Source organism: Pedobacter sp. Leaf176 (assembly GCF_001424305.1).
Classification (GTDB): Bacteria; Bacteroidota; Bacteroidia; order Sphingobacteriales; family Sphingobacteriaceae; genus Pedobacter.
The window spans coordinates 54,560-79,402 of the sequence record NZ_LMPD01000001.1; the positions used below are offsets into that span (position 1 = coordinate 54,560).

Annotated in this window: 22 protein-coding genes and 1 tRNA gene; 9 read left to right on the forward strand and 14 right to left on the reverse strand. The window is 39.3% G+C overall.

The window, feature by feature from the left end; translation table 11 throughout:
* Window positions 1-9: 9 nt before the first annotated feature.
* Complete coding sequence (locus tag ASF92_RS00255) at window positions 10-903, reverse strand: SDR family oxidoreductase (RefSeq protein WP_056086132.1); 894 nt, start codon at window positions 901-903, stop codon at window positions 10-12.
* Between the two features lie 206 nt (window positions 904-1,109).
* Window positions 1,110-2,042, reverse strand: a complete 933-nt coding sequence (locus ASF92_RS00260) for an SPFH domain-containing protein (protein ID WP_231729708.1) — start codon at window positions 2,040-2,042, stop codon at window positions 1,110-1,112.
* A gap of 88 nt (window positions 2,043-2,130) precedes the next feature.
* Between ASF92_RS00260 and ASF92_RS00265 the strand changes: the two genes are divergently transcribed.
* The 3 genes from ASF92_RS00265 to ASF92_RS21550 all read left to right on the forward strand — a co-directional run bounded on the left by ASF92_RS00265 (window position 2,131) and on the right by ASF92_RS21550 (window position 5,027).
* Window positions 2,131-4,173: a M13 family metallopeptidase gene (locus ASF92_RS00265; protein ID WP_056086135.1), complete on the forward strand. Its 2,043-nt coding sequence runs from the start codon at window positions 2,131-2,133 to the stop codon at window positions 4,171-4,173.
* 152 nt (window positions 4,174-4,325) lie between these two features.
* Entirely contained in the window at window positions 4,326-4,511 is a 186-nt protein-coding gene (locus ASF92_RS00270) for a hypothetical protein (RefSeq protein ID WP_056088986.1), read from the forward strand.
* Between the two features lie 306 nt (window positions 4,512-4,817).
* Entirely contained in the window at window positions 4,818-5,027 is a 210-nt protein-coding gene (locus ASF92_RS21550) for a helix-turn-helix transcriptional regulator (RefSeq protein ID WP_082489407.1), read from the forward strand.
* 123 nt (window positions 5,028-5,150) lie between these two features.
* On the opposite strand, the gene ASF92_RS00275 is transcribed toward ASF92_RS21550, so the two are convergent.
* From ASF92_RS00275 to ASF92_RS00285, 3 genes are all read right to left on the reverse strand, one after another.
* Window positions 5,151-5,336 carry a hypothetical protein gene (locus ASF92_RS00275; RefSeq protein ID WP_056086138.1) on the reverse strand — a complete coding sequence of 62 codons (186 nt, stop codon included), beginning with the start codon at window positions 5,334-5,336 and terminating at the stop codon, window positions 5,151-5,153.
* A gap of 44 nt (window positions 5,337-5,380) precedes the next feature.
* On the reverse strand, window positions 5,381-6,481 hold the full coding sequence (locus tag ASF92_RS00280; RefSeq protein ID WP_082489408.1) for a CapA family protein: 1,101 nt from the start codon (window positions 6,479-6,481) through the stop codon (window positions 5,381-5,383).
* 96 nt (window positions 6,482-6,577) lie between these two features.
* Entirely contained in the window at window positions 6,578-7,135 is a 558-nt protein-coding gene (locus tag ASF92_RS00285; protein ID WP_056086142.1) for a C40 family peptidase, read from the reverse strand.
* Between the two features lie 464 nt (window positions 7,136-7,599).
* Here ASF92_RS00285 and pdhA point away from each other — a divergent pair, with 464 nt between their 5' ends.
* Window positions 7,600-8,595, forward strand: a complete 996-nt coding sequence (gene pdhA / locus ASF92_RS00290; RefSeq protein WP_056088996.1) for a pyruvate dehydrogenase (acetyl-transferring) E1 component subunit alpha — start codon at window positions 7,600-7,602, stop codon at window positions 8,593-8,595.
* Window positions 8,596-8,625: 30 nt separating this feature from the next.
* Window positions 8,626-10,299 (forward strand): pyruvate dehydrogenase complex dihydrolipoamide acetyltransferase, encoded by a 1,674-nt coding sequence (locus ASF92_RS00295; RefSeq protein WP_056086146.1) that lies wholly within the window; start codon window positions 8,626-8,628, stop codon window positions 10,297-10,299.
* Window positions 10,300-10,617: 318 nt separating this feature from the next.
* Here the strand turns inward: ASF92_RS00295 and ASF92_RS00300 are convergent, their stop codons facing one another.
* The 5 genes from ASF92_RS00300 to ASF92_RS00320 form a co-directional block, all read right to left on the reverse strand.
* A complete protein-coding gene (locus ASF92_RS00300) occupies window positions 10,618-11,490 on the reverse strand; it encodes a hypothetical protein (RefSeq protein WP_056086149.1) in 873 nt (290 codons plus the stop codon).
* 195 nt (window positions 11,491-11,685) lie between these two features.
* Entirely contained in the window at window positions 11,686-12,297 is a 612-nt protein-coding gene (locus ASF92_RS00305) for a GIN domain-containing protein (RefSeq protein ID WP_056086152.1), read from the reverse strand.
* A 749-nt stretch (window positions 12,298-13,046) separates the two neighbouring features.
* Entirely contained in the window at window positions 13,047-13,757 is a 711-nt protein-coding gene (locus ASF92_RS00310; RefSeq protein ID WP_056086155.1) for a HesA/MoeB/ThiF family protein, read from the reverse strand.
* Window positions 13,757-16,369: a DUF4132 domain-containing protein gene (locus ASF92_RS00315; protein ID WP_056086158.1), complete on the reverse strand. Its 2,613-nt coding sequence runs from the start codon at window positions 16,367-16,369 to the stop codon at window positions 13,757-13,759. Before ASF92_RS00315 ends, ASF92_RS00310 begins: the two co-directional genes overlap by 1 nt.
* Window positions 16,370-16,371: 2 nt before the next feature.
* A complete protein-coding gene (locus ASF92_RS00320; protein WP_056086162.1) occupies window positions 16,372-16,761 on the reverse strand; it encodes a hypothetical protein in 390 nt (129 codons plus the stop codon).
* Window positions 16,762-17,293: 532 nt separating this feature from the next.
* Here ASF92_RS00320 and ASF92_RS00325 point away from each other — a divergent pair.
* Window positions 17,294-17,815 carry a hypothetical protein gene (locus ASF92_RS00325; protein WP_056086165.1) on the forward strand — a complete coding sequence of 174 codons (522 nt, stop codon included), beginning with the start codon at window positions 17,294-17,296 and terminating at the stop codon, window positions 17,813-17,815.
* A complete protein-coding gene (locus tag ASF92_RS00330) occupies window positions 17,808-18,503 on the forward strand; it encodes a nucleotidyl transferase AbiEii/AbiGii toxin family protein (RefSeq protein WP_056086169.1) in 696 nt (231 codons plus the stop codon). The genes ASF92_RS00325 and ASF92_RS00330 overlap by 8 nt, the downstream gene beginning before the upstream one ends.
* 243 nt (window positions 18,504-18,746) lie before the next feature.
* On the opposite strand, the gene ASF92_RS00335 is transcribed toward ASF92_RS00330, so the two are convergent.
* The 4 genes from ASF92_RS00335 to metG all read right to left on the reverse strand — a co-directional run bounded on the left by ASF92_RS00335 (window position 18,747) and on the right by metG (window position 23,462).
* The gene (locus ASF92_RS00335; protein ID WP_082489409.1) at window positions 18,747-20,018 is read right to left on the reverse strand and encodes a site-specific integrase; all 1,272 of its coding nucleotides are present in this window, start codon (window positions 20,016-20,018) and stop codon (window positions 18,747-18,749) included.
* A 312-nt stretch (window positions 20,019-20,330) separates the two neighbouring features.
* Window positions 20,331-20,402: transfer RNA gene (locus tag ASF92_RS00340), tRNA-Arg, on the reverse strand.
* 132 nt (window positions 20,403-20,534) lie between these two features.
* A complete protein-coding gene (locus ASF92_RS00345; protein ID WP_056086172.1) occupies window positions 20,535-21,137 on the reverse strand; it encodes an FMN-dependent NADH-azoreductase in 603 nt (200 codons plus the stop codon).
* 219 nt (window positions 21,138-21,356) lie between these two features.
* Window positions 21,357-23,462 (reverse strand): methionine--tRNA ligase, encoded by a 2,106-nt coding sequence (metG, locus tag ASF92_RS00350; protein WP_056086175.1) that lies wholly within the window; start codon window positions 23,460-23,462, stop codon window positions 21,357-21,359.
* A gap of 37 nt (window positions 23,463-23,499) precedes the next feature.
* Here metG and ASF92_RS00355 point away from each other — a divergent pair, with 37 nt between their 5' ends.
* Both ASF92_RS00355 and ASF92_RS00360 read left to right on the forward strand, forming a co-directional pair.
* Window positions 23,500-24,399 (forward strand): LD-carboxypeptidase, encoded by a 900-nt coding sequence (locus ASF92_RS00355; protein ID WP_056086177.1) that lies wholly within the window; start codon window positions 23,500-23,502, stop codon window positions 24,397-24,399.
* Window position 24,400: 1 nt separating this feature from the next.
* Entirely contained in the window at window positions 24,401-24,808 is a 408-nt protein-coding gene (locus ASF92_RS00360; protein ID WP_056086180.1) for a DoxX family protein, read from the forward strand.
* The last annotated feature ends 35 nt before the right edge of the window (window positions 24,809-24,843 follow it).

Here is a 24,843-nt window from a genome sequence, read left to right on the forward strand (position 1 = left end):
TATAGCATATTATTTAAAGTAAATTCCTTGGTCTAAATCTTGAATTAAACTGGAGTATTCAGGTTTCCAATTTAAGCGTTCCCTGGTTAATTGTGCCGTAGCCGGTCCATCTACACTCACGAAATGTTCAAACCAGTCAAAATGTGCATAAGCTTCATTCGCGGGTATAGAAATAACAGGTAAACTAAGTTGTTTGCCGATGGATTCTGCTATTGATTTAAGGGTTATTGATTCTTCGGCTACCCCGTGAAAACGTGCGCCTGGTTCCGCTTTTTCTAAGGCCAGCCGGTAAAGTCTGGCCGCATCAACGCGATGAATACCTGTCCACCGGTTTTCGCCTTTACCGATGTAAGCTGAAAAACCCGTTTTCCTGGCGATATCAATCAGCATCGGTACGAAGCCATGGCTGTCGCCTTCCCCATGAACGGACGGCGACAAACGAACCACCGACACACGAACGTTTTGAGCAGCAAGTACGTCAACTGCTTTTTCTGTGGCTAACCTTGGGTTATGTCCATTGTAATTTGGCAACATATCTTCTGTAGCTAAACGACCTGGATTAACGATCAGTGTTCCAGATGTTACTATGAAAGGCTTAGAGCTTCCACGAATAGCATTACCCATCGTTTCAATAGCTAACCGATCAATATCACACACCTCTGCAAAACGCGTAAAGTCATGAATAAATCCAGTGTGAATAATACCATCAGCTAGGTTTGCCCCTTCCTTTAAACTTTCCAGGTTTTCCAAATCACCTCTATGCACTTCAGCTCCGGCAAGCAAGATTGCTTTTTCAGCCGCATCATTCCGTGCCAGGCCTAAAACCTTGTGACCTGCGTTAATTAATTCCTTTACCACCGCGGAACCAACAAATCCGGTTGCGCCTGTTACAAAAATTTTCATTCTAATTGATTTAAATTGTCTGACAAATCACATTTATCAGGTGTGCAGTTAAATATAATCGCATCTCCTAACGGCACAAAAATCTATTAATCTGAGCAAAGAAATTTAGGCTAAACTAATTTTGATTTAGCCAAAATGCATATGTTGAACAAAAAAAACTGCCGCAGTTTTGCGGCAGTCCAATATATTAAAAAGATTATTCTTAGTTATTTTTTAGGCTGATTTTGGTTCAGCTGCATGGCCATCATTTCTTTCATCGTTTTATTCATGCCTTCTGTACTGCCATCTAAGAAAATAATATTGCCCTCACCATATTCAGCAAATTGTTTGATGGCCTCTGTCCACATCGTAAAAAGAATTACAGATGTATCTAAATTTGCCTGTTGCATTTCATGCGCTGCATTTGTCATACCTTTTGCAACTTCCTCCCTGAATAAAGCAATACCCTGTCCCCGTAACTGAGCTGCTTCACGTTCGGCCATGGCCGCAATCTTAATTGCATTACCGTCGGCTTCCGCACCTTTTGTTTTGGTAATTAACAAAGCTTGTCCTTCATTTTCTGCTGCTGCTTTTAAGTTGTTTGAAGCCACAACCCTACTCATTGAGCGCATAATTTCCTCATCGAAAGTGATGTCATTTAACTGCAAGTCCTGTAAATGATAACCCCATCCATCTAATACCTGATCGATTTGTTCCTTAACGTGAAGTACGATTTCATTTCGCTGAGCGAGGACATTCGCCTGTTTTTGCGTAGCCACATAGGCACGGATGGAACCTTCAATGGTTCTGATTAGTGCCTGCATTAAATTGGTCGCATCAACAAATTTAAAGGCTACGTTTTTAATGGTTTCCTCATCCTGGTTAACCACAGAATATAAAAGCATGGCTTTAAAATAAACATTTGCCTGATCCTGTGTTACGGCCTGGAATGAAAGTTCAACTGAGCGGTTTTGAATTGAAATACGCGAGTAAATCTGTTCGATTAACGGAATTTTAAAATTCAAGCCAGGTCTTAATTGTCGTTGGTATTTCCCAAATACGGTAATTACAGCAATGGTACCTTGTTTTACGGTAACAAATGAACTTAAAAGAATGATGATTCCGAAGAAAATTAGAATGTAAACTGTGTATTGCATCATATTGGATTTTTTATGAAGTTATAAAAAATTCATAGAAACTACATGATGGTTTTTGTAGCTTTAATATTTCTAACTTAATCATATATACATGAAAAAGAATTTATTTCTGCCAGCTGCTGCATTAGTGTTACTTGCAGCTTGCCAGAACGATAAAAATCATCAGACAACGGAAGCCGACCAAAGAACAGTATTTTTTGATACAGCCGGAATGGATACAACAGTTAAACCGGGCGATAACTTTTTTCTTTACGCCAATGGAAAATGGATGAAAAATACGCAGATTCCGAAAACAGAAACTGGCTGGGGCTCATTTTATACGCTTTACAACGACAACCTTAAAAATTTAAAAAGCATATTAGAGCATGCTGCAAAAAGTAGTTCTGTTAAAGGAACTGCGGAACAAAAAGTCGGTGACTTCTATGCAAGTGGCATGGATTCTCTGACCATAGAAAAACTGGGTACGGAGCCTGTTAAGCCATTGTTATCAAAAATTGAAGCCATTAAAAATGATAAGGATTTAATTAATTTCATCGCCGAAGGATTTAAAAATGGCGAAGGTGATTTATTAGGTTTCGGTATCGAACCGGATGATAAAATAAGCAATAAAAATGCTTTGGTATTTTCCCAGTCAGGAATAAACTTACCTGAACGCAGTTATTATCTTGATCAGGATGAGAAGGCAAAAAAAATCAGATCCGAATATGTAAAATACATCACGAAAATATTTAGTTTATCGGGAGATTCTGTAAATGCCGCTAAATATGCTAATGATATTCTGAAACTGGAAACTGCGATTGCTGCCTCGCATTCGACTCCGGTAGAACTTCGCGACCCTCAAAAAAATTATAACAAATATGCTATCGCCGATTTTCAGAAGCAAATGCCAAATATTGATTTTAAATCTGTGTTGAACAAATTAGGTGCCAGTACTGACAGTGTTATTGTTCGTCAGCCAAAGTATTACCAGGCGCTATCTACTTTAATAAAAAGCCAGCCGATTAACATCTGGAAAGAGAAACTGAAATTTGACGCATTAAATTCAGCCGCAAATGCACTTACCAAATCGTTTAGAAAAGCTAAGTTTGATTTCTTCGGTAAGACCTTGTATGGTCAGCCATCACAAACTGAAAGGTGGAAAACTATGGTTAGCAATACCGACAGAAATCTGGGCGAATTGTTAGGTCAGCTCTATGCCGAGCAGTACTTTAAACCGGAAGCAAAAAAGCGCATGCTTGAGCTGGTAAATAACCTCCAGAAAGTTTATGAAAACAGGATAAAAAAAGTAGACTGGATGACGCCGGAAACGAAGAAGAAGGCTTTAGAAAAGCTTAACGCATTTGTTAAGAAAATTGGTTATCCCGATAAATGGAAAAAATATGATGATGTAGAAATTTCAAAAAACACCTATTATGCAAATCTACAATCAGCTGAAAGGCATGCTTATAAGGAAATGATGGATAAATTAGGTAAGCCTGTCGACAAAACAGAGTGGGGCATGACGCCGCCGACTGTAAATGCTTACTACAATCCATCCTTTAACGAAATCGTGTTTCCAGCTGGAATTTTACAGTTTCCATTTTTTGCGTTTAACGCCGATGATGCGATAAACTACGGTGCGATCGGTGCGGTGATTGGCCACGAAATGACTCACGGTTTTGATGACCAAGGTCGACAATATGATGCTGCGGGTAACTTAAAAGAATGGTGGACAAAAGATGATGCAGCCAAGTTTAAAACCAAGGCGGATAAAGTTGTAGCGTTTTACAACAATTTCTCATTATTAGATAACCAGCACGTAAATGGTGCGTTAACATTAGGAGAAAACCTGGCTGATATTGGCGGACTTAATATTGCATATGATGCTTTTAAATTGACTGAACAAGGTAAAAGCACTGATAAAATTGATGGTTTCAGCCCAGACCAACGTTTCTTCCTGGGCTTTGCCCAGGTTTGGAGGATGAAGAACCGTGATGAAAGCATGCTTGTTCGTCTGAAAACCGATCCACATAGCCCGGAAATGTTCCGTGTTAATGGACCGTTATACAATATGGAAGCATTTTATAAAGCATTTAATATACCAGCAACAGCCAAAATGTATGTTGCACCGGCGAACAGGCTGGGTGTTTGGTAAATTAATCCGCATTAGTTAGTTCAATTTAAAGCCACAGAATAACAGATTTTATATCTGTCAGTCTGTGGCTTTATTCTGAAATTCACTTAACTTTTATTCAAATGCAAACAAAAAACAATATTTATTGTATTTACTCTGATAATTTTAAAACTATGAACGTAAAACGAACTTTTGGAACCGTCCTAACCATTTTAGGAATAATCGGATTAATTTATGCAGGTTATGGATTTGTACAACAAAGTCAGCAAACCCGGGGCTTATTAGTTTATGGTATAATCGGGTTAATATTTTTTATTTCCGGAATCGGCTTGGTTAAAAATACAAAGGACGAGGCTTAGCTTTTAAGGAAGCCAACTAAGGTTAGTCTTAACTCCGGTCTTCTGCTAAAATTCTTACGTTAAATTTAAGTCGTTAAAAATAACCAAAAAACCTGCACACAACTTAAATATTTCATTTGAGATTAAAGAGGTACGCAGTTATTGATCCTTGGCAAATATGGTACACAATAACTTGTTCTGATTTTTGTTGCATTTCCTTTTCTGTCTATTGACTTGATGCAAAAAATTGGAATATGTAATATTTTTTGTTAATATAGCGTCTCATTCGGATCGGTCATCCCCCGCATTCAAATAACAGGAATTACCATGGATGATACGAAATGTTTGTTAATCAGTAAAAAAATCAAGTTAAAGAGGTATGCGCTTGGTTACAGCCAGGAATATATGGCGCAGCAACTTGGCATATCGCAAAACGTGTATTCGAAAAATGAAAGGGATGTCAAAAATATTCCACTAATACGAATTATACAAATAGCCTCCATATTAAACGTTTCCGTTTCGAGACTATTGAAATAAACCGTCAGAAAATCATCTCCTAATCGCCTGCACTATTTGATTTGTATTTGTTGCTACAAATATAAGTGATGTAAGCTTGTATCGATACGGTCAGCACTTATTTTTGATTTTCAAACTTATAATTTATGGCTTACTTTTTTTCGATTTGATAATCAGGAATTGACTGTAGGCAACTAATGAGCCGGCGAGAATTATAATCCCAGCCGACAATAAATTTTCCGGGTTTTTATTAATATAGAAAGCTGCCGCTAAAACCAGAATGGTTGCCGCTAAGCCAATAATATAATGAAGAATTAATCCCTTTTTCATGAGGCAAATATTCTGAAATAATTCTAAATGATGGTAATCTAAATCTATTCTTTTGGTAAAGAAATCCTGTTATCTTCAAACGAAAGTTTGTGTCCGGTAAAATCTTCGTCAGTTAAGTCTTTAATCTTTTTAAAAGCGGCATGGGTATCATCAAGGGTTAACCGGTTTATTTTATCCTGTTTTACAGAAACAACGTCAGCATAAAGAAAATTGCCTTTGCTGTTTATTTTAAGCTGGAGCAATGGTGCAATGCCATTGTTGCCTTTTAGACTGAACATCCCATAGGTGCAAAAGTTACCCAGGCTATAAGCTATGAATTTATTCCTGTACACTTCTACTGCACGGCTTACATGCGGCCCGTGGCCCAGTACTACATCTGCGCCAGCATCAATAACTGCGTGGGCAAACGCGTAAACATCGCCTCGGTTTTCATTATAAAAAATTTCGTTTTTGCGTGGAACATGTTCAAACCGGGCGCCTTCACCTCCACCGTGAAAAGAAACGATTACAATATCGACCTTCTTTTTTAAATAAGTGACCAAGGCTTTAGCACCATCTATTTTGTTAATTGAAACCGTATTTTCGTTCGGGGCAAAAGCGCAGAAGCCATAGCGAATGCTATCTTTTTCAAAAATTTCAAAAGGTTTGTTTACTTGACCTGCATAATGAATTCGCAACGAATCTAAAATCCTTGCTGTGTTCTTTCTGCCTTTGGCATCAAAATCGCCTACATGGTTGTTTGCAATACTCAAAACATTAAAACCTGCTTTCTTATAAATTCCGGCATAACGTTCCGGCATGCGAAAAGCATAACAATTGTTTGGGTTAAGTCCTTTACATTTATTTGAATTTCCTGAATTCAAAAAACAACCTTCGAGATTTCCGAAAACAATATCGCCTTCAAGCAGGCTATCAACCGCCTTAAAACTATTTATTGCGTCATCTGGAGGAAGATTTACCGTGGATGGGAAAGCTGAGCCCAACATGATGTCGCCAACCGCTGTTATCGAAATGGTATCCTTAAGTCTTTTGACGGCCGTGTCTGCTTTCGGTTGCGAGACAACAACTTGTGCGTTGTTGCTGGTGCAGCCAATAAATACAGCTAAAAGAAGAAATGGCAAAAATATGCCGTTTGCTAGCTTCATTAATTGGATATTGAGTTAAAAAAAAATCCTCCGGAATTGCTTCAGGAGGATATATATTTTTTCGGGCTAACTGAAAATTGCCAACCTCATACTAATCTATTCTACAGTAAAGTCCTTTTTAAAGGATTCAAGTATTCTTCCACCTTTATAAAAATAACGGCTGTAATAAGGTTCATTTAAATTACTGATTACAACTCCTCGGGAACTCGATGCATGAGCAAATCTGTTATCGCCAAGGTAAATTCCAATGTGTGAAATGCTTCGGCTTTTTATCTTAAAGAAAACCAAATCACCTTCTTTTAAATCTTCTTTAGAAAGTGGGTCTACCATGCTAAAAATATCCCTTGAATTTCTTCTAATCGTGGTGTTGAAAACTTTATCGTAAATCGCCTTCGTAAAAGCAGAACAATCAATGCCTTTTTTAGTGTTTCCACCAAAACTGTAAGGAGTTCCAATCCATTCGTAAACGAATTTATATAATTTTAAGTTCGACGTTGCATCAACTGCAACACCCATAACCTGAGAAAAGTATTGAGATGCAAGGTTATCTGGGTCGTTTAAATCTTTGCCGGATTCTTTTGTTTTTGTTTGCGCAAATGCGGTGGAGAGCGTGCAGATAGCGATTAGAGATGAAAACAAAATTTTTTTAATCATGTTATACAGTTATGTTTGGGTAAACTACTTACACATTAACGTACACCACATGGGCTTATTGTCGGTTTCCAAAAGTATTAATTATCTAAATGTCATCCAAATGTTTTAACGAAAAATCAAAAGTTATTAACATTTATCAGTTTTAGTTACGGTTTTTTAAGCGATGAATAAAAAATAACAGGCTATTTTTGACGAATGAGCAGTAATCTTTAACGGGATCTAAAATTGTGGCTATCTGCATTTTTACAGAATTTAATTTCACCTTGATTATAATAGAGAAAGATATAAACTGCAAAGTTTTAAAACCAGAAAATCATAACTAAGTGCTAAATTCAGCATTATATTGTAACACAACTGTTAAAAGAGCAAATAGGGTTTATAATAGGATGTTTTTACATTAGAAAGTGCCAAAAATTACAATAAAAAAATTAGATTTGCTGTTGCAAAAAAACAAATATCCTAAAATGAGTGCAGTAGAAATAAATAAAGATACTTGGTTAAAGTGGTTCGAATCGATGTTGCTTATGCGTAAATTCGAAGAGAAAACCGGCCAGTTATACGGACAACAAAAAATTCGTGGCTTTTGTCATTTATACATTGGACAAGAGGCGGTAGTTGCGGGTGCAATATCCGCCATGCAAAAAGGTGATTCTATGATTACGACTTATCGTGATCACGCACATGCCTTAGCATTGGGTGTTAGTGCCGACAGCATTATGGCAGAAATGTATGGTAAAGCTACGGGTTGCTCTAAAGGTAAAGGCGGTTCTATGCACATGTTTAGCAAAGAACATAATTTTTACGGTGGACATGCAATTGTTGGGGGTCAGATTCCATTAGGTGCTGGTGTTGCTTTTGCAGAAAAATACAAAGGAACAGATAACGTTAACATTTGTTATATGGGCGATGGTGCTGTGCGCCAGGGTGCATTAAACGAAACGTTTAATATGGCTATGTTGTGGAAATTGCCCGTAATTTTTGTTTGTGAAAACAATGGTTATGCAATGGGTACTTCGGTACAACGTACTACCAATATGACTGATATTTATAAAATTGGTTTGGGTTTCGATATGCCTTGTGCTCCGGTTGATGGTATGGACCCTGTTGCAGTACACAATGCAATGGACGAGGCTATTCAACGTGCTCGCAAAGGTGAAGGACCTACTTTCTTGGAAATGAGAACCTACCGCTACCGTGGTCACTCGATGTCTGATCCAGCTAAATACCGTACTAAAGAAGAATTAGAAGACTATAAAGCAAAAGACCCTGTTGAGCATGCAAGAGAAACTATTCTTAAAGAAAAGTATGCCGATCAAGCCTGGATCGAAGAGGTAGAAGCTAAAGTTAAAGCTACGGTAGATCAGGCAGTTAAATTCGCAGAAGAGTCTCCATGGCCAGATGCATCTGAGTTATACAAAGATGTTTACATGACGGAGAACTATCCTTACGTAATGGACTAATTTTAAAAAGATTTCAATTAATTAGATATAATGGCTGATGTAATTAAAATGCCCAAAATGAGCGACACCATGACCGAAGGGGTTTTGGCGAAGTGGCATAAAAAAGTGGGCGATAAAGTGAAAAGCGGCGATGTTTTGGCAGAAGTAGAAACTGACAAGGCAACCATGGATATGGAATCTTATTGGGATGGAACACTTTTATACGTTGGTGTAAAAGAAGGTGAAGCTGTTCCTGTTGATGCTGTTATGGCTGTTATCGGTAAAGAGGGTGAAGATTTCCAGGCAGCTTTAGATGCTGAAAAAGGTGGTCCTGAAGCTGAAAGCGAAAAGCCGAAAGCTGAAAGCAAAGAAGAAACTCTAAACGAAGAAGCTGCTCCTGCTCAAGGTGGCGGTTTGAGTGAAGAAGAATTAGCAGCAAAAGGCGTTACGGTAATTCGTATGCCTTTGTTAAGCGATACCATGACTGAAGGCGTAATTGCCGAATGGCATAAGAAAGTTGGCGATAAAGTTAAAGATGATGATGTTTTAGCTGATGTAGAAACCGATAAGGCAACTATGGAAGTTATGGGTTATGCAACCGGAACTTTATTACATATTGGTGTTGAAAAAGGTCAGGCCGCTAAAGTAAACGGAATTATCGCAATCGTTGGTCCGGAAGGAACCGATGTTAGCGGAATTATAGCTGGAGGCGCTCAAAGCTCAAAGCCTAAAGCTGAAAGCGAAGAAAAAACTGAGACTCAAAAAGAAGAAAAACAAAATACTACTGCTAATTCTGATTCAAATGCTCCTGTAGCAGAAAGCTCGTCGGATAGCCGTGTAAAAGCATCGCCATTGGCTAAAAAGATTGCTAAAGATAAAGGGATTGATTTATCGCAGGTTGCAGGAAGTGCAGAAGGTGGTCGTATTATTAAGAAAGATATCGAAAACTTTAAACCTGCTGCTGCTCCGGCGAAATCAGAGCCAGCGCCAGCAGCTGAAAAAGTAAGTGCTGCAGCTCCCGTAATTCCAACTTTCGTTGGTGAGGTTAAATATACTGAACAACCGGTTTCGCAAATGCGTAAAGTAATTGCAAAACGTTTGGCTGAAAGTTTATTTACAGCGCCACACTTCTACCTAACGGTAAGTATCGATATGGATAACGCGATGGCTGCCCGCGCGGCAATTAATGCGGTTGCTCCGGTTAAAGTTTCTTTCAATGATATCGTGATTAAAGCGGTTGCTGTGGCATTGAAAAAACATCCGGCAGTAAATTCATCGTGGGGTGGCGATAAAATCCGCTTCAATGAACATACCAACATTGGAGTAGCTATGGCAGTCGAAGATGGTTTATTAGTTCCTGTGGTTCGTTTTGCGGATGGCAAATCATTATCACACATTTCTGCTGAAGTAAAAGATTTCGGTGGAAAAGCTAAAGCTAAAAAATTACAACCATCGGATTGGGAAGGAAGTACTTTCACTGTGTCTAATTTAGGTATGTTTGGAATTGATGAGTTTACATCAATCATCAACTCTCCTGATGGTGCAATTTTATCGGTAGGTGCAATTCAACAAGTTCCTGTTGTGAAAAATGGTGCTGTTGTTCCTGGAAATGTTATGAAATTGACTTTAGGTTGCGATCACCGTGTAGTTGATGGTGCAACCGGAGCACAATTCCTGCAGACATTGAAAGGTTTGTTAGAAGAGCCAATCAGATTATTAGCTTAACCAATAGCAGTTTAGAATTACAGTTTTCGAACTTGTAACATATATAGCCATTCCTTTAAAGGAGTGGCTTTTTTGGTTGATAAGATTCTCATGAAATCTTCGTCTAAGCAATTAGCAATACTAGATCTCCAAGGTAAAAACTGAACCGTTTTCACCTGGCACAATTGCTACACATTAGGTTTAACAAACTAAAGGTGACAACGATAATATCGCAGCCCTATTTAGTTTTCGATTCCAGATTTGGTGTCACAAAGTAGCATACACGAATTAATTTTAGGCCAATATTTTAAATAGGTTTTGCTTCAAGCTAAACATCCGCTAGTTCCCCTGGTTCGAAAAGTCAATTTTCTTTTTGAATGCTTTTTTAATTTCAATCAATATCACTCCGTTAGCCCCCTTTGATCCATAAAGTGCTGCCGCTTTCGCATCTTTAAGTATATCTATCTTTTCAATCCAGTCTGCAGAAATCTGTCCGAGCCTGATAGGATCGATCGTACAGCTTCTATTTCCGCTAGACACAATATAAAGCGGTTGTCGTGAATTAGAAATAAAGGAGACACCACCGAGCATGATAGGTGTAAGCTTTTCTAAGCGAATGACCATGCCATCGCTAAGATCTGATTCCCCTATAGAAAAACCCGCTAGAAGAAAAGTATAGGTAGATAACTTGTCCTGGTCATTTACTCTAAGCTCGAAATGGCCCGCTGAGTCTGTTATCGCCAATACGTTCTCAAATCCCTTTTTCCGAATTTTTACTCCTGCCAAAGCATTGCCTTTTAAATTATCAACCACGCTTCCTTTTAAAACCGTAATTAAAAGAGGGCGTAGGCTTGAAGTTTCATTTGATGAAGGCAGAAATTTCGGCGCTTGAACGCTTCCGGTTAATGAAGATTCAGCATTTTGAGCCTGAGCAGGACTGATCGTTACTGCGGCCAGAGCCATTGGCATCATCCAATACCAATTATTGGTAACGGGTAGCGCTAGGTTTCGGTTGAGCTGGCTGGAAAGCAACCTCCCACATACTTCGCCGGTTTTATGCTGAAAAAAATGAAATAATTCCTCATCTGATTTACCCGTCAGATCCACAATGCTTTTTTCACATTTGCTACAAAAATGCTCACCGTTTTCTCTTTCAATCTCACTCCATTGCTGCGTGCAGGGTTTGGTTAACATCAATTGTAGCTTTTTCATATTCGCCCTTTATAGCAGGATGTCGGGGGATTGATAATTCCATAAAACGCATCAGTAAGAAAAAACGATTATCAAATGAGCAGTATAGTAATAGCCTTTTTAGTAAATAAGAAGTTAACCACCGCAATTTTTAATCATATACAAAACAAAAAAGCCACCCACATGGGTAGCTTCAACCTATCTGATTAATATTTTCTATTTTGCTAAAACCATGGCATTTTGTTCAGCGTCCATGATGGCTTGAGAAGCAAAAGAAGCAGATTTCAAAGCGGCAAAATCAGCTAATTTTACGTTTTTCATGTTGCTAGCAATCATCGTACTTTGATCAGCAGTACCGTTTAATTTCAATACCGCATCATCCTTAACGATAGTATATAAACTGCCTGCTGTAGTTTTGATCTTAGCTGTAGCACTTTGTCCTAACAATAACTGAAGGTTTTCAACATCAAAATTATTGTTGGTTACCACAACCGACTGTCCATAAGCTTCAATTCTTTCCAAATCTTTTACAGTAATATTAAGTGTTACCTGACTGGTTTCCATTGAATTGATAAACAAGGTTTTTCCATCAGTTGATACGGAGGTTTTTGCAGCGTCATAGTTGCTGGCACCTTCTACGTTTTGTTTATCGCCTTGCGTTAAGACAATTTTCACATTCCCGCTCACCCAGATCCTGTTGAATTTTGATAATGAAGAAGTTTTTGTTACTGCTTTAACTGGCTCAGCGGCAAAAGTTGCCACCATTGATGAAGTAAATAATACTGCTGTTAATGCTGCTGCGAATATTGTTTTTGCTAAAGTTTTCATATTGTTTATATTTTAGGTTTTTGCTATTGTTTGTTATTAAGACGCAGCTGTCCATCAAACGTTGCAGGCAAAAACCCTGTATTATACCAGCACTAGTAACCACTAGACCAATGCCTGTAATTTCTAGACGAACTCTTTCAAACTTTCTCTCCTAACCAGCATTAAATCCCGAGTTTGTGTTCAGACTTATCCTTTACTGTATGCTCTATTTAAAAAATATGGCGATGTTCATTTTAATAGCTCGTTCATGTTTCATGAACAAAGTGATTTTTTGAACGCTCAAATTTATTATACCCCTAAGGTGTAACAAATAGGGAGGATAGGCATGTGGATTAGGTCAAAAGTATTGTTCGGGGAAAACCTTATGGGACATGTGGAGAAATATGATAATGGTATGGATTTACTTACGATTCAAAATACCTTTGTAGTGAAAGCGCCAGACCTATAAGTCTAGGCTTTCCCTTATTTTAAATATATATGTTTATATTTTTTTAATAAATTAAACATATACGTTTATATCAGGGTTTAATACAAACTTTAGATGCGCCGTCATCAATGATAATTCTTATGGAACATCCAATCCGTCAATAATGGTTAATAAAATCTGGTTTTCTCCTTAGAAAGTCAACACCAAAAAATTAAATGAATAGTATTATACTCAATAATTACGCAAATGAGTATAATATTATCCAACGGCGTGGTCTCAACTTTTACTGATAATTATATCACCGGCAATCTTTAGGTTAGGCCTAGCAGGACTTTTGTATCTTGAAGGATTTAAAGATATTGTTCAGTGTATCCATGCAGAGTAGCCGGCCATCCAGATTGCTCTCAAGGTCAAGGATTATTTTTAAAACTTCTGAAGCTTGCATAGTTGCAGCTGTTCCGCAGGTGGTATTGATGATGCCGGAATTGTTACAGGTATTGAGCTCATTTTCACGCAGGGCCTGACTGGAGAAGATATCTTCGAGCTTGATCCCTTGTTTATGATTCAACACCGTCAGATAGGCCGTCCATTCCAGCACTGCGGCATATACCAAGGGCTTATTCATCGCCGCGCTAATTTCCCCGATCAAGATCCTTGTTTCAGTATTATCTGTGCAGTCGCATAAGATTCCGTAGTTTTCAATCAATGCCATTGCATTGTTTTCATCCAGCTTTTCGCAATAGGCGGTAATCTGTATTTCAGGATTAATCTGCTGAAGCCTTTCTTTTAAAATGTCTACCTTGTTTTTGTTCAGGTCTGCTACAGTATAAAAAAACTGGCGGTGCAGGTTGGTGATGGAAATAGTGTCCTGATCCACTATGCCGATATGACCAACACCGGCCGAGGCCAGGTAAGTTGCAAGGGGCACGCCCAGGCCACCTGCACCAATGATGAGCACTTTGGCATTGCCGATCTTTTCCTGTCCTTTTTTGAGTACCTGTGGCACCAGGATCTGCTGTTGGTACCGCTGCATTAACTTCTGTTGATCTGAGAGGTAATAGTGGTATCGGTGATCTTATCATCCTGGGCGAGCAAAAATGCTTTGGAGAGGATTACCGATAAACCTGCATCACCTTCAAATGGTATAAAAAGATTTTCGGTATGGCTTTTTTGGCTTCGGTCAGGCACGATACAGAGGTATTGGTCATTGGGTTCCATCAGGATGTTGGTGCTTCCCAAATGGATCTTATAGGTGCGCAAGGTACCCTGTACCACCAGGAACTTATCTTTAATCTGGGCAACCTTGCTGATCTTGAGACGCGGCAATAAATTCGTAATGATTTCTTTCCTGTTTTTAGCCACCTCTGATAAATCCCCAAAAGAGAAAGTCGTCCAATAATCGCGATAAGCCGGAAGGCCGCCAGAGTCTTGCCAGGTGGGATCGTTACCCACACTCGCGACACCGACAAATAAATCCACATCCCTGAGCACCTCTGAAAGGGGAAGAACAGGGATATCAATCAGGTTTTTCACCTGGTCATTTGAGGTATCGATGAACCGGACCTGGTCGGTGGAGATATAGTTCCAGATACCCGTATCGTTAAAGGCGTCATCTGCTGCGACCTCATTTACCCAATACTCTGCACGAAGGTTATATTCGGGAAGATGAACCCTTGCAGACTCGTTGTCACGGCCATCATCATAAGCGCCAAGCAGCGAATATTTCCATCCGCGTGTCTTGGCCAGCATATTGAACTGATGCTGTTTTAAAATGTGCGAGGCCATGCGATTGCTATAGGTGCGGGTGTTGATTTCGGCATCTGTGAGCAGGTAAACTTCCCTGTAGGCCTGTTTTAGAGGCTGCTGAATTTTCTGTCCGCTGAGAAAAGCCCGCCACTGAGTAGTTTCCTGAGTGCTGGCTAAAGCAGGATGCCAAAGCGATACCACACAAGTATTTTCGGGTGTCGCCCGGTTACCATTATAGTCCTTCCATTCCTGACCGATTTGAATGAGGCTTTGCGGATGGCCGGGGTTTTCAGGGTCGGTAAATGTCCAGATGATCTTTTCAGCGATAAAGCTGACCAGACCATGCTGCAGGAAATACTTTTCAAAGTTTTCGTAATTCCATACCCTGCCTGTTCTAAAAAGCCTGTCAATCCGGTCTCTCTGGGCTGAGGTATTTTGATCAACTTGTTTTTGTGTATCCTTTATTTTTTTAAGCCGCTGCGCGTATTTTTCCTTGATGAAAGCAGGGACAGTTTTTTGGGGACTTCCGTCCGGCCTGGTCCAGCTAAGCACTGATTTACCTATGCCGGTAATCTCGAGTGTACAGTTATAATCTTCAAAAGCGTAACTGCGCTTTCCACGAAGAAGCTTAAAATCTTCGACAGCCATATCCTCAATATCATGCGTTGAGACTTTTTGGAAAGCAGCTGCCTCAGCAATGTATTTTTCGATGAGGGTCTGGGTGCTGGATTGTTTGATGCGCAGCTTAAGCCTGGAAAGATGCCCAATACCATCAAGACCCTTAGATTTATAGAGCGCGTACAAACAAGCGTTGCCCAGGCCTGCCGCTGCCGGGCCTTTGCCCGGAATTTTCCGGAAGCACCGTTCGCCCAGCTTAGCGATGAGGTTGAGCGTGTTCTGATCATGAAAGTGTGCACATATCCAGACCAGCCCCTTGATAGCATCCAGGTTAATGCCGCTTAAAAATTCAGTCGTGCTGTAGTTATAACGCTGGGCCCCGGTACCATAGGTGTGCGTCACGGTAGTTTCTTTGTGGGCAGTAATGAACTCAATCCAGCTGCCGATGACTTTCTTGAATTTATCCGTACCCAGGGTCTTGACCAAGGCGAGGGATTCATCAAGGTATTTTTTGCTCGGTTTCGCGCCACTTGCCTTCTGGGCTTTGGAAAGCAAATCAAACCAGATTTGTTTTTCCGGGTTTTCCATGGCCATCAGCATCGGGTTGGCATAAGCTGCAAGCGCATCCTGGCCCAGAAAAAGCGTTGGTTTGGCTTCGGTTGCCGTGGGCTCGAAAAGCAGTTCATCAAGTTTAGCTTTTAATTTGACGACTTCTTTCAATGTTGTCTGATCACTGCTGGTATAGGCTTTTTTTAATTTCCCAAGTGCAACTTTTACCGCGTCAACAGGCTGAACGGCTTTGTACTGGTTTAAGAGTTGATTAATAAAAAGTGCGATCGGCCACTGGCTGAAAGTACACCATTTACCAAACCTTTTTTTGGTGAAAAAGGCATCAATGATCCTGATGATGCCCTCATCCTGATAATGGATCTTTGTCCGCAGAAGTTGGGTCAGGTAAGCATCCCTGACGATATTATCTTTGTATTCTTCCGGGCTGGCATCGCTATTGCGTTTTGCGTAAGTGTCTGTTTCGCTAAGGCAGTACAGCAGGAAATCTGTTTTTTTATCATCTGACCAGTTTTGCACCTCATTCTGGTAAACATCAATACCGCTGAGCTTCACGTCATAAAAGTGCTCGTTCATTTTCACGCACTCCTTCCGGGTAGAAACAATAACCTTTTTGAAATCCGCGTTTTCAGACGATAGGGAATCCGTTAGGCTGCTGGAAACTTTTTCAGTTGCACCAGCTATGGCCTGCTTAATCTTATCAAATATTTTCATCGCTATCCCCCAACTAAAGGCGTTAGTTTTATGAAGCTGATGGCCGTGTTGTCACCGAGCTCGACCTGCTGTTCCAGGCTTTCAGACTGTTGATTATCGATGAGTACAAAAAAGCCGTTTTTCTGAAAGGCATCCAAAGCAACGTAAACCTGTTTTTCGGCATCGATGAGTTTCCGGTTTTTAAGCTTGTATCCGTTAAGCGTCTTTTCAGCATCTGTGGGCTCAACCAGGCCATTAAAATATTCAGGGAGTTTATTGTTGTAGTTTTCGACCTCTTTTCTTACACGGCTGGAGATAATCTCTGATACGCTTACGGTACTGGACTGGAAATGAAGCTGGATCTCCTGAAGGATTTTACCAGCAAAGGTTTCATCTTTAATAGTAATGGTCATGTGGATGTGTTGATGGCGGTTTAGAATTTGCTTTCAAGATGCAAATTTTCTTTTTGCCTGGCAAATTTAAAACCAGACACTTTGCAGCATACAAGATATTAGTTTCCTTCAGAAAAAAGACCATGCACCCAGTTGACGCCGTATAATTTTCCAATGTCAGAACAGCTAAAAACTACCCCACAAGTCATTTTTAGTAATGATTCCCTAAATAGACTTCTGTACCCTACTATCAACCAAGCTCAACGGAAATTTCAATCCTTGCAACTTTAGAAAATGATTCCATATCAACCTTTAAAGAGCTATTATTAATATAAAGAAGCTTGAGTTCCCAATATCCGATTTGGGAATACGGAGTTCAATACCTATTCTTTCATATTCGAGCAACAAGAATATTCGCGATTCGCGAATTGGAAATATATTAGATTAAACACACGATGTATACCATTTTTAGTGATTATCATCATAAATTCGCAATTCGCGAATTGCGAATCAATAACATTTTTCTTATATTTGACTCATAAAATTTAATGGTATGAAAGCACACAATGGCATGCGTCCACACGATATCGTAATTTTATTGAAGATTATTGAAAAACAAAAAGGCTGGCTAAGTAAGGAAATTTCCGAAGAATTAAAGATAAGTCCATCCGAAATAAGTGAATCATTGAATCGTTCCAGTATATCAGGCTTGCTGAGCCCTGATAAAAAAAAGGTAATGAAGTCTGCTTTTTTATCTTTTTTGCAGTACGGGCTTCGATATGTTTTCCCGGTTGAGCCTGGCCCTATAGAACGTGGGATACCAACAGGCCATAGTGCAGATATATTAAAGGACTATTTCATTTCTGAGGAAACCTATGTCTGGCCATCAAGAAAAGGCAAGGCAAAAGGCCAGTCGATCGCCCCTTTATACCCCAACCAGATTTTTGCAGTGGAGCAACATAAAAAGCTTTATGATATGCTTGCCCTGGTGGATGCCATAAGGATAGGAAAAGTAAGGGAGTGCGAAAAATCAATGGAGATATTACAAAAATTATTCGAAAATAATTATGCATGAAAACTTAGTAAGGATGAAAGCCGTTTCCCTCATCCTAAAAGACTTAGAGCAACAATTTGTATTTGTAGGAGGCGCGACCGTATCACTATATGCGACCGACCCTGAACTAGCTGATGAGGTCAGGCCTACTGATGATGTAGATGTAATCGTTGAACTCGCAACCTACGGCGGATATGCAGACCTTGACGAAAAGCTAAGGTCGTTAGGCTTTACCAATGATGTTGCCTCTGGGGTCATCTGCCGTTATAAAATAAAGGGCATTGTCGTGGATGTAATGCCAACCGAAACAAATGTAATGGGTTTTTCTAATAAATGGTACCCTGAAGGTTTTCAAAATGCCGTAGATTATAACTTAGAAGAGGGGCAAGTGATTAAATACTTCTCATTACCCTATTTTTTTGCAAGTAAATGGGAGGCATACTTAGGACGTGGTAAGGGAGATTATAGGACCAGTAAAGATTTTGAGGACATTATTTATGTGCTCGAAAATGTCGATGATTTTGAAAAACAGCTGAAAGCAGCTCCTGATAACGTGTTGGAATATCTAAAGGAAGAAATCTCCAAAGTTATGTTTACCGATGCCTTCGAAGAAGGGATTTATGCCCATCTAAGGGGTGGCTATGGAGGAGCAGATGCAACTTATATAAAGATGAGACTCCAGGATGCACTTGGTATAATGGAACCTTAATGTAATTTACTTACTTGAAAATTCTTATAATAGATAGGCGCTGAAATCTCAACGATCTAGTTATTATTATCTTGATCGAACTGACCGACATTGATGTCGGTCAGTTGTAACACCCTATTTTCAAATTGTCTTAATCTGATTGCTACTTCAATCAAATACAAAAGAAATGATTGAAATAACAAACAATTAGATTAAGATTGACAAGACAAATTACAACCAATTTCCGTTTACATTGAAAGCAATTTACCTAAAGAGCTTCATAACTTTCATATCACTAGTATCCTCTTCATCCTTATTCCGTTCCAGAAGTTTCTCCTGTAATGCAGACATCTCAGTACTAACTTTAGTATCGATAACCTTCGCATAATGCTGCGTTGTTTTCAAGCTGTTATGCCCAAGCATTTGTGATACCGTTTCAATCGGAACACCATTTGAAAGCGTAATAGTCGTCGCAAAAGTGTGACGAGCCAGATGATAAGTGAGTACTTTAGTGATGGTACAAAGATCTGCGATCTCTTTCAGGTACCCATTCATCCTCTGGTTGGTTAGCACTGGCAACGCCACTTTTCTCCATCGGCATATCCTATGATTTTTATATCTGTCAAGAATTACTTTTGCCTCATCCAACAAGGGTATGTGACAGGGCGTTTCCGTTTTCTGCCGTTTAATGAATATCCATAAATTACCGTCATCGCCTCTCGTAATCTGATCCAAGCGAAGCTGCTTCACATCTATATAAGAAAGGCCGGTGTAGCAACTAAAAATAAAAATGTCACGAACGATGTTTAAGCGCTCAAGTGGAAATTCCCTGTTTTTGATCCTATCCAACTCTTCCATATTTAGAAAAGTCCTTGCCTTAGCTTTAGCAGTATTGCGATAATTTAAAAATGGATTACCAACAATCCACCCAGCACCCAGGCAATACAGCATGATTTTTTTCAGGTGAACAATATATTTCCGGGCAGACATTGCATTATTTCCTCGATCTATCCTAAGAAATAGCTCATAATCGGTGATAAATTTAAAATCTACCTTTTTGACGTTAATGTCCTGAACCTCATATTTGAGCTGAAGAAATTGTTTAACATGTCTGATGGAACTTTGATAGGTTTGAAACGTGATATAACTGTATCCTTTACCAATCAGTTTTTCCATATTGTCATTGTGCTTCTGATAAACTCTCAGCAGGCTATGGTTAGACGTATTCTTTCCGGTAAGATGATCCCTCAAGACTACCGCTGTCACCTCATCTTCCTTCTCCACAAGAGAGGTATGAAATCTTCGAACTTTTGAGGCCAGCGTGTCCAGATAATCATTAAGTTCCCGGATCTCCTCGCGCAGGCCGGTGCCTTTTCCTTTAAGCGCGGACCAGAAGCTGGGAATAATTTCCCTACCGACAGAATATTCCGAATGTTTTCCTTTCACGGTAATCCGTAAATAGAGGGGCATCATCTCGCCCTTGATAAAATTTTTTGGTCTTTTCAGATAGAATAAAAGATGAAAATTGTAACTCATAATGATACATTTAAAATTAAACAAATGTACATTTGAGCCAGTGAGTCATCAAGATGTTCGTCAGTCGAACGAGCTGTAAATCAATATCTTACAAAATAATCCAGCACCCGAACATTTCGGAATAATTCTGGTTTTGATATTTCAATCAATCTGCTGACCTACAGTGCTTTACAAGAAACAGTAAATGTTCGTCTCACTAAAACCAGTGATTCAGAATGAACAACTATGAGTCATAATGTGCTATAAAAACCAAAACAAAGCCTTGAAAATCAACGATTTGTGCGGCAATGTTCTGGTTTATATCTAAGGAAGTGGTCCCGACGAGAATCGAACTCATATCTAAAGTTTAGGAAACTTCTATTCTATCCGTTGAACTACGGGACCAGGTAATTATATGGTCGCAAATATAATAAAAGTTTTGAGTGTAAAACGGACAGATTTAGTTTGTCTTTTCCTTAACAAATAAACAGCGTGATAAATCGCGGTTAGCCATTGCTCAAGATGTTTACAACTGCTTTAATCTATTAAAATACTTTCGATTCCTTTTTCCAATGCAGTATCCTGAACAACCGGCATTGAAACGCCTTCTACTCTGAAAACCGAAACATCTGTTATCCCTAGAAAGCCAAGCACCGATTTTAGATAAGGCGTAGCAAAATCATAAGCCATCATGGGTCCATCGGAATAAATACCTCCGGATGCAATAGCTAAATAAACTTTCTTACCTTGAATTAATCCTTGAGGCCCATGCTCCCCATATTTGAAGGTAATTCCTGCTCTTGCAATATGATCTAACCATGCTTTAAGTGTAGAATGGATATTAAAATTGTAGATTGGAACACCAATTACGATGATGTCTGCATTTTCAATTTCTGAAATGGCTTCGTCCGAATGACGAACAGCAGCCAAATTTTCAACGCTTCTTTGCTCTGTGGGCGTGAAAAAGGCGGCAAGGTGCACCTCTTCAAGATGTGGAAATTGCTTTTGGACTAAATTACTTTCAGTAACTGTTGAACCCGGATAGGTGGCTTGAATCTGGTCGATAATGGCTTTGCCTAATTTTATGCTCATCGATGCCGCACCGCGAGGGCTTGAAATGATATGAAGGATCTTTTTCATGTTTCTAAATTTTATGACGTAAATTTAGAAATAGCCTTGCAGCAAATCTTATAACTATCCCAAAGGCTAGTGCTATCCTTTGAGATAGTTTGACGATGGATAAATACAAAAAAGCCCTGAATGTTCAGGGCTATATATTCGTATTCTTTTGAAAACTCAGAATTGCACAATTAAACTTAGTAAAATCGTAAATCTAAATTCAAAACTCGTAAATCCAAATTATCTTATCACACTACCTTCTTCAAAATTATCAGACGGAGATACGAAAGCAAGTTTTCCTTCTGAATTTTCGGCCATTAAAATCATGCCCTGAGATAAAATTCCTTTAATCTCACGCGGCGCGAGATTCACAATCATACTCACCTGTTTACCAACAATGTCTTCAGGTTTATAATATTCAGCAATACCTGATACAACCGTACGTTCATCTAAGCCAGTGTTCACAGTTAGTTTTAGCAACTTCTTGGTTTTTTCCACTTTTTCTGCCGCGACTATAGTTGCCACACGAATATCCATAGTTGAAAAATCATCAAAATTAATGTTTTCTTTTACAGGAATCGGAGCGTTATTCGTTGCATTAGAAGCTTTACTTTGATTTAATTTTTCAATCTGGAAATCAATAGCAGCATCTTCAATTTTTTCGAATAACAAAACACCTTCGCTAATATCATGACCGCGTTTAATCAATGTGATAGAACCTGCATCTTCCCAACCTTGTTTACCATTTTTCAGCATTTTCATTAGCTTATCGGCAGTGAAGGGCAAAAACGGTTCAATTAAAATCTGAAGGTTTGCACAGATTTGTAAAGAGATATGCAAAATGGTACGAACCCGGTCTTCATCGGTTTTAATCAATTTCCATGGCTCTGTTTCGGCTAAGTATTTATTACCAAGACGGGCAACATTCATCACTTCCGAAAGTGCCTCCCTAAAACGGTAATTCTCGATTGAAGCCGAAATTTTTGCAGGATAACTTGCCAATTCATCGATAACGGACTGATCCTGTTCGGTAATTTCCATTATTGTTGGAACCGTACCGTTGAAATACTTGTGGGTAAGCACAATAACCCGGTTTACAAAATTGCCTAAAATGGCAACCAGTTCATTGTTATTCCTTGCCTGAAAATCTTTCCAGGTAAAATCGTTATCTTTTGTTTCCGGTGCCGTTGCGGTTAACACATACCGCAAAACATCCTGTTTACCCTCAAATTCCCTGAGGTATTCATTTAACCAAACGGCCCAGTTTTTGGAGGTCGAAATTTTTTGCCCCTCAAGGTTTAAAAATTCATTTGCCGGTACATTATCAGCAAGTATATATCCGCCGTGCGCCATTAACATTGCCGGGAAAATAATGCAATGAAAAACGATGTTATCTTTACCGATGAAGTGTACCAGCTTGGTGTCTTCATCTTTCCAGTATTCTTCCCAGCCACATTTATCTGCTTCGTAGTTGCTGATGTAATATTCTTCTGCTTTGGGATTCCAAACATCAAGCTTCGCGTAGTTACAAAGTTCTTTCGTGGCCGAAATATAGCCAATTGGCGCATCGAACCATACATATAGCACTTTACCTTCGGCATCGCGAAGCGGAACACGAATACCCCAGTCTAAATCGCGTGTCATCGCACGGGGATGTAGGCCCGCGTTCAACCAGCTCTGGCATTGTCCGTATACATTCGGACGCCATTCTTTATGACTTTCGATGTATGCCCTTAACCTTTCTTCATACTTATCCAAGGGCAAAAACCAGTTTTTCGTTTCCTTTAAAATAGGTTTAGCACCAGACAAAGTCGATTTCGGATTGATTAAATCCGTCGCATTAAGAGTTGTACCGCAATTCTCACACTGATCTCCATAGGCATTTTCATTTCCACAATTGGGGCAGGTACCGGTTATGTAACGATCTGCAAGAAACTGCTTCGCTTTTTCGTCATAATATTGTTCGGTAATTTCTTCGGTAAAAACGCCTTTATTGTAAAGGGTTTCAAAAAAATCTGCCGCAGTTTGATGATGTGTCGAAGATGAAGTACGATGATAAATATCGAAAGAAACCCCAAACTCTCTAAAAGAATCACCGATAATTTTATGGTATTTATCTACAACTTCCTGTGGGCTAATGCCTTCTCTTTTAGCTTTCAATGTAATCGGCACGCCATTCTCATCAGAACCACAAACAAACTTTACATCGAGTTTGTTCGAACGAAGGTATCTTGCGTAAATATCTGCCGGAATATAAACACCCGCTAAATGCCCAATATGTACCGGACCATTGGTGTAAGGCAGCGCCGCAGTAACTGTATATCTTTTTATGTTATTATTATCCAAAACAATTCATTTAATTTGACAAAGATATTGTTTACCCATGATTATACAGCCCCCATATTTAAAAAAAGGAGATAAAATCGCGATTGTTTGTCCTGCGAAAAAACTTCCCAAGCCCATTGATTATGCCGTTTCAGTTTTAAAAAATTGGGGTCTGGACGTTATCCTTGGCAAAAGCGTGTTTGCAGAAGAAAACCAGTTTGCAGGATCTGATGTTTTAAGGGCTACGGATATACAAACTTTCCTGGACGATCCGCATATAAAAGCAATAATCGCCGGCCGCGGCGGCTATGGTACGGTTAGAATTATAGACGAACTTGATTTCGAAAATTTTAGGCAAAATCCAAAATGGATTATTGGTTTCAGCGACATTACCGTTTTACTGGCTCACCTATTCGCACAACAGAAAGTGCAGTCTATGCATGCACAAATGCCCTACACGTTTGAGGATTCAACACCCGAAGCCTTACTTTCCTTAAAAAAAGCACTGTTTGGCGAGCATCAGTCCTATTCATATGAAAGCACTTTTAAAAACAGGACAGGCAATTGCAGCGGTACTTTAGTCGGTGGAAATTTAACGTTACTTTGTATGCTGCAGGGTTCGCTATCTGAAGTGGATTTTGAGAATAAAATCTTATTTTTAGAAGACGTTGGTGAACATGAATATTCAATCGACAGAATGATTAGGATGCTTAAAAGAGCCGGCAAACTCGCAAAACTTAAAGGATTAATTATTGGTGCATTTAATGAAATTGAGGAAGAACCAATCCCATTTGGGCAAACAGCGGATGAAGTAATCTGGGAACTGGTAAAAGAGTATAATTATCCGGTGTGCTTTAATTTTCCAACAGGGCACATTGAAAATAACCTGACGATGGTAGTTGGCGCAGAGGTCGAATTAAAAGTTGAAAACAATAAAGTAGAATTTAAATATTTATAGAATGGCAATATTAGATAATTTAGGAAAATACCGTAATACCGGCTTACTGTTGTTAAGATTGGGAATTGGCACAATGTTTATCATCCATGGGTTTCCAAAACTGGCGGGCGGACCTGCCGGATGGGCGAACCTGGGCGGAAGCATGAAAGTAATTGGTATTGACTTCTTTCCTGTTTTTTGGGGTTTTATGGCTGCAATAAGCGAAACTTTCGGAGGGTTCTTATTAATTGTTGGATTATTTTTCAGACCCGCATTAATATTGCTGATCTCCACAATGATAATTGCAGCCCTGGTTCATTTTGCAAAAGGAGATGGGCTACAGGGCGCAAGCCATGCGATCGAGTTGGGCATTGTGTTTTTTGGGCTTCTATTTATTGGTCCGGGAAAATATAGTGTAGATAAGAAATAACCAAATTCTTAAACAAGAAGCAGGAAGTTATTGAG

Excerpts from the sequence above, each read along its gene's own strand:
- ASF92_RS00320 (WP_056086162.1), bottom strand. The coding sequence starts at position 16,761 with ATGACCATTACTATTAAAGATGAAACCTTTGCTGGTAAAATCCTTCAG.
- ASF92_RS00255 (WP_056086132.1), bottom strand. The coding sequence starts at position 903 with ATGAAAATTTTTGTAACAGGCGCAACCGGATTTGTTGGTTCCGCGGTG.
- ASF92_RS00285 (WP_056086142.1), bottom strand. The coding sequence starts at position 7,135 with ATGATTAAAAAAATTTTGTTTTCATCTCTAATCGCTATCTGCACGCTC.
- ASF92_RS00305 (WP_056086152.1), bottom strand. The coding sequence starts at position 12,297 with ATGAAAACTTTAGCAAAAACAATATTCGCAGCAGCATTAACAGCAGTA.
- ASF92_RS00280 (WP_082489408.1), bottom strand. The coding sequence starts at position 6,481 with ATGAAGCTAGCAAACGGCATATTTTTGCCATTTCTTCTTTTAGCTGTA.
- ASF92_RS00360 (WP_056086180.1), top strand. The coding sequence starts at position 24,401 with ATGGCAATATTAGATAATTTAGGAAAATACCGTAATACCGGCTTACTG.
- ASF92_RS21550 (WP_082489407.1), top strand. The coding sequence starts at position 4,818 with ATGGATGATACGAAATGTTTGTTAATCAGTAAAAAAATCAAGTTAAAG.
- ASF92_RS00310 (WP_056086155.1), bottom strand. The coding sequence starts at position 13,757 with ATGCAGCGGTACCAACAGCAGATCCTGGTGCCACAGGTACTCAAAAAA.
- ASF92_RS00330 (WP_056086169.1), top strand. The coding sequence starts at position 17,808 with ATGCATGAAAACTTAGTAAGGATGAAAGCCGTTTCCCTCATCCTAAAA.
- ASF92_RS00260 (WP_231729708.1), bottom strand. The coding sequence starts at position 2,042 with ATGATGCAATACACAGTTTACATTCTAATTTTCTTCGGAATCATCATT.
- ASF92_RS00270 (WP_056088986.1), top strand. The coding sequence starts at position 4,326 with ATGAACGTAAAACGAACTTTTGGAACCGTCCTAACCATTTTAGGAATA.
- ASF92_RS00325 (WP_056086165.1), top strand. The coding sequence starts at position 17,294 with ATGAAAGCACACAATGGCATGCGTCCACACGATATCGTAATTTTATTG.
- ASF92_RS00345 (WP_056086172.1), bottom strand. The coding sequence starts at position 21,137 with ATGAAAAAGATCCTTCATATCATTTCAAGCCCTCGCGGTGCGGCATCG.
- ASF92_RS00300 (WP_056086149.1), bottom strand. The coding sequence starts at position 11,490 with ATGAAAAAGCTACAATTGATGTTAACCAAACCCTGCACGCAGCAATGG.
- ASF92_RS00295 (WP_056086146.1), top strand. The coding sequence starts at position 8,626 with ATGGCTGATGTAATTAAAATGCCCAAAATGAGCGACACCATGACCGAA.
- ASF92_RS00275 (WP_056086138.1), bottom strand. The coding sequence starts at position 5,336 with ATGAAAAAGGGATTAATTCTTCATTATATTATTGGCTTAGCGGCAACC.
- ASF92_RS00335 (WP_082489409.1), bottom strand. The coding sequence starts at position 20,018 with ATGAGTTACAATTTTCATCTTTTATTCTATCTGAAAAGACCAAAAAAT.
- ASF92_RS00355 (WP_056086177.1), top strand. The coding sequence starts at position 23,500 with ATGATTATACAGCCCCCATATTTAAAAAAAGGAGATAAAATCGCGATT.
- ASF92_RS00315 (WP_056086158.1), bottom strand. The coding sequence starts at position 16,369 with ATGAAAATATTTGATAAGATTAAGCAGGCCATAGCTGGTGCAACTGAA.
- pdhA (WP_056088996.1), top strand. The coding sequence starts at position 7,600 with ATGAGTGCAGTAGAAATAAATAAAGATACTTGGTTAAAGTGGTTCGAA.
- ASF92_RS00265 (WP_056086135.1), top strand. The coding sequence starts at position 2,131 with ATGAAAAAGAATTTATTTCTGCCAGCTGCTGCATTAGTGTTACTTGCA.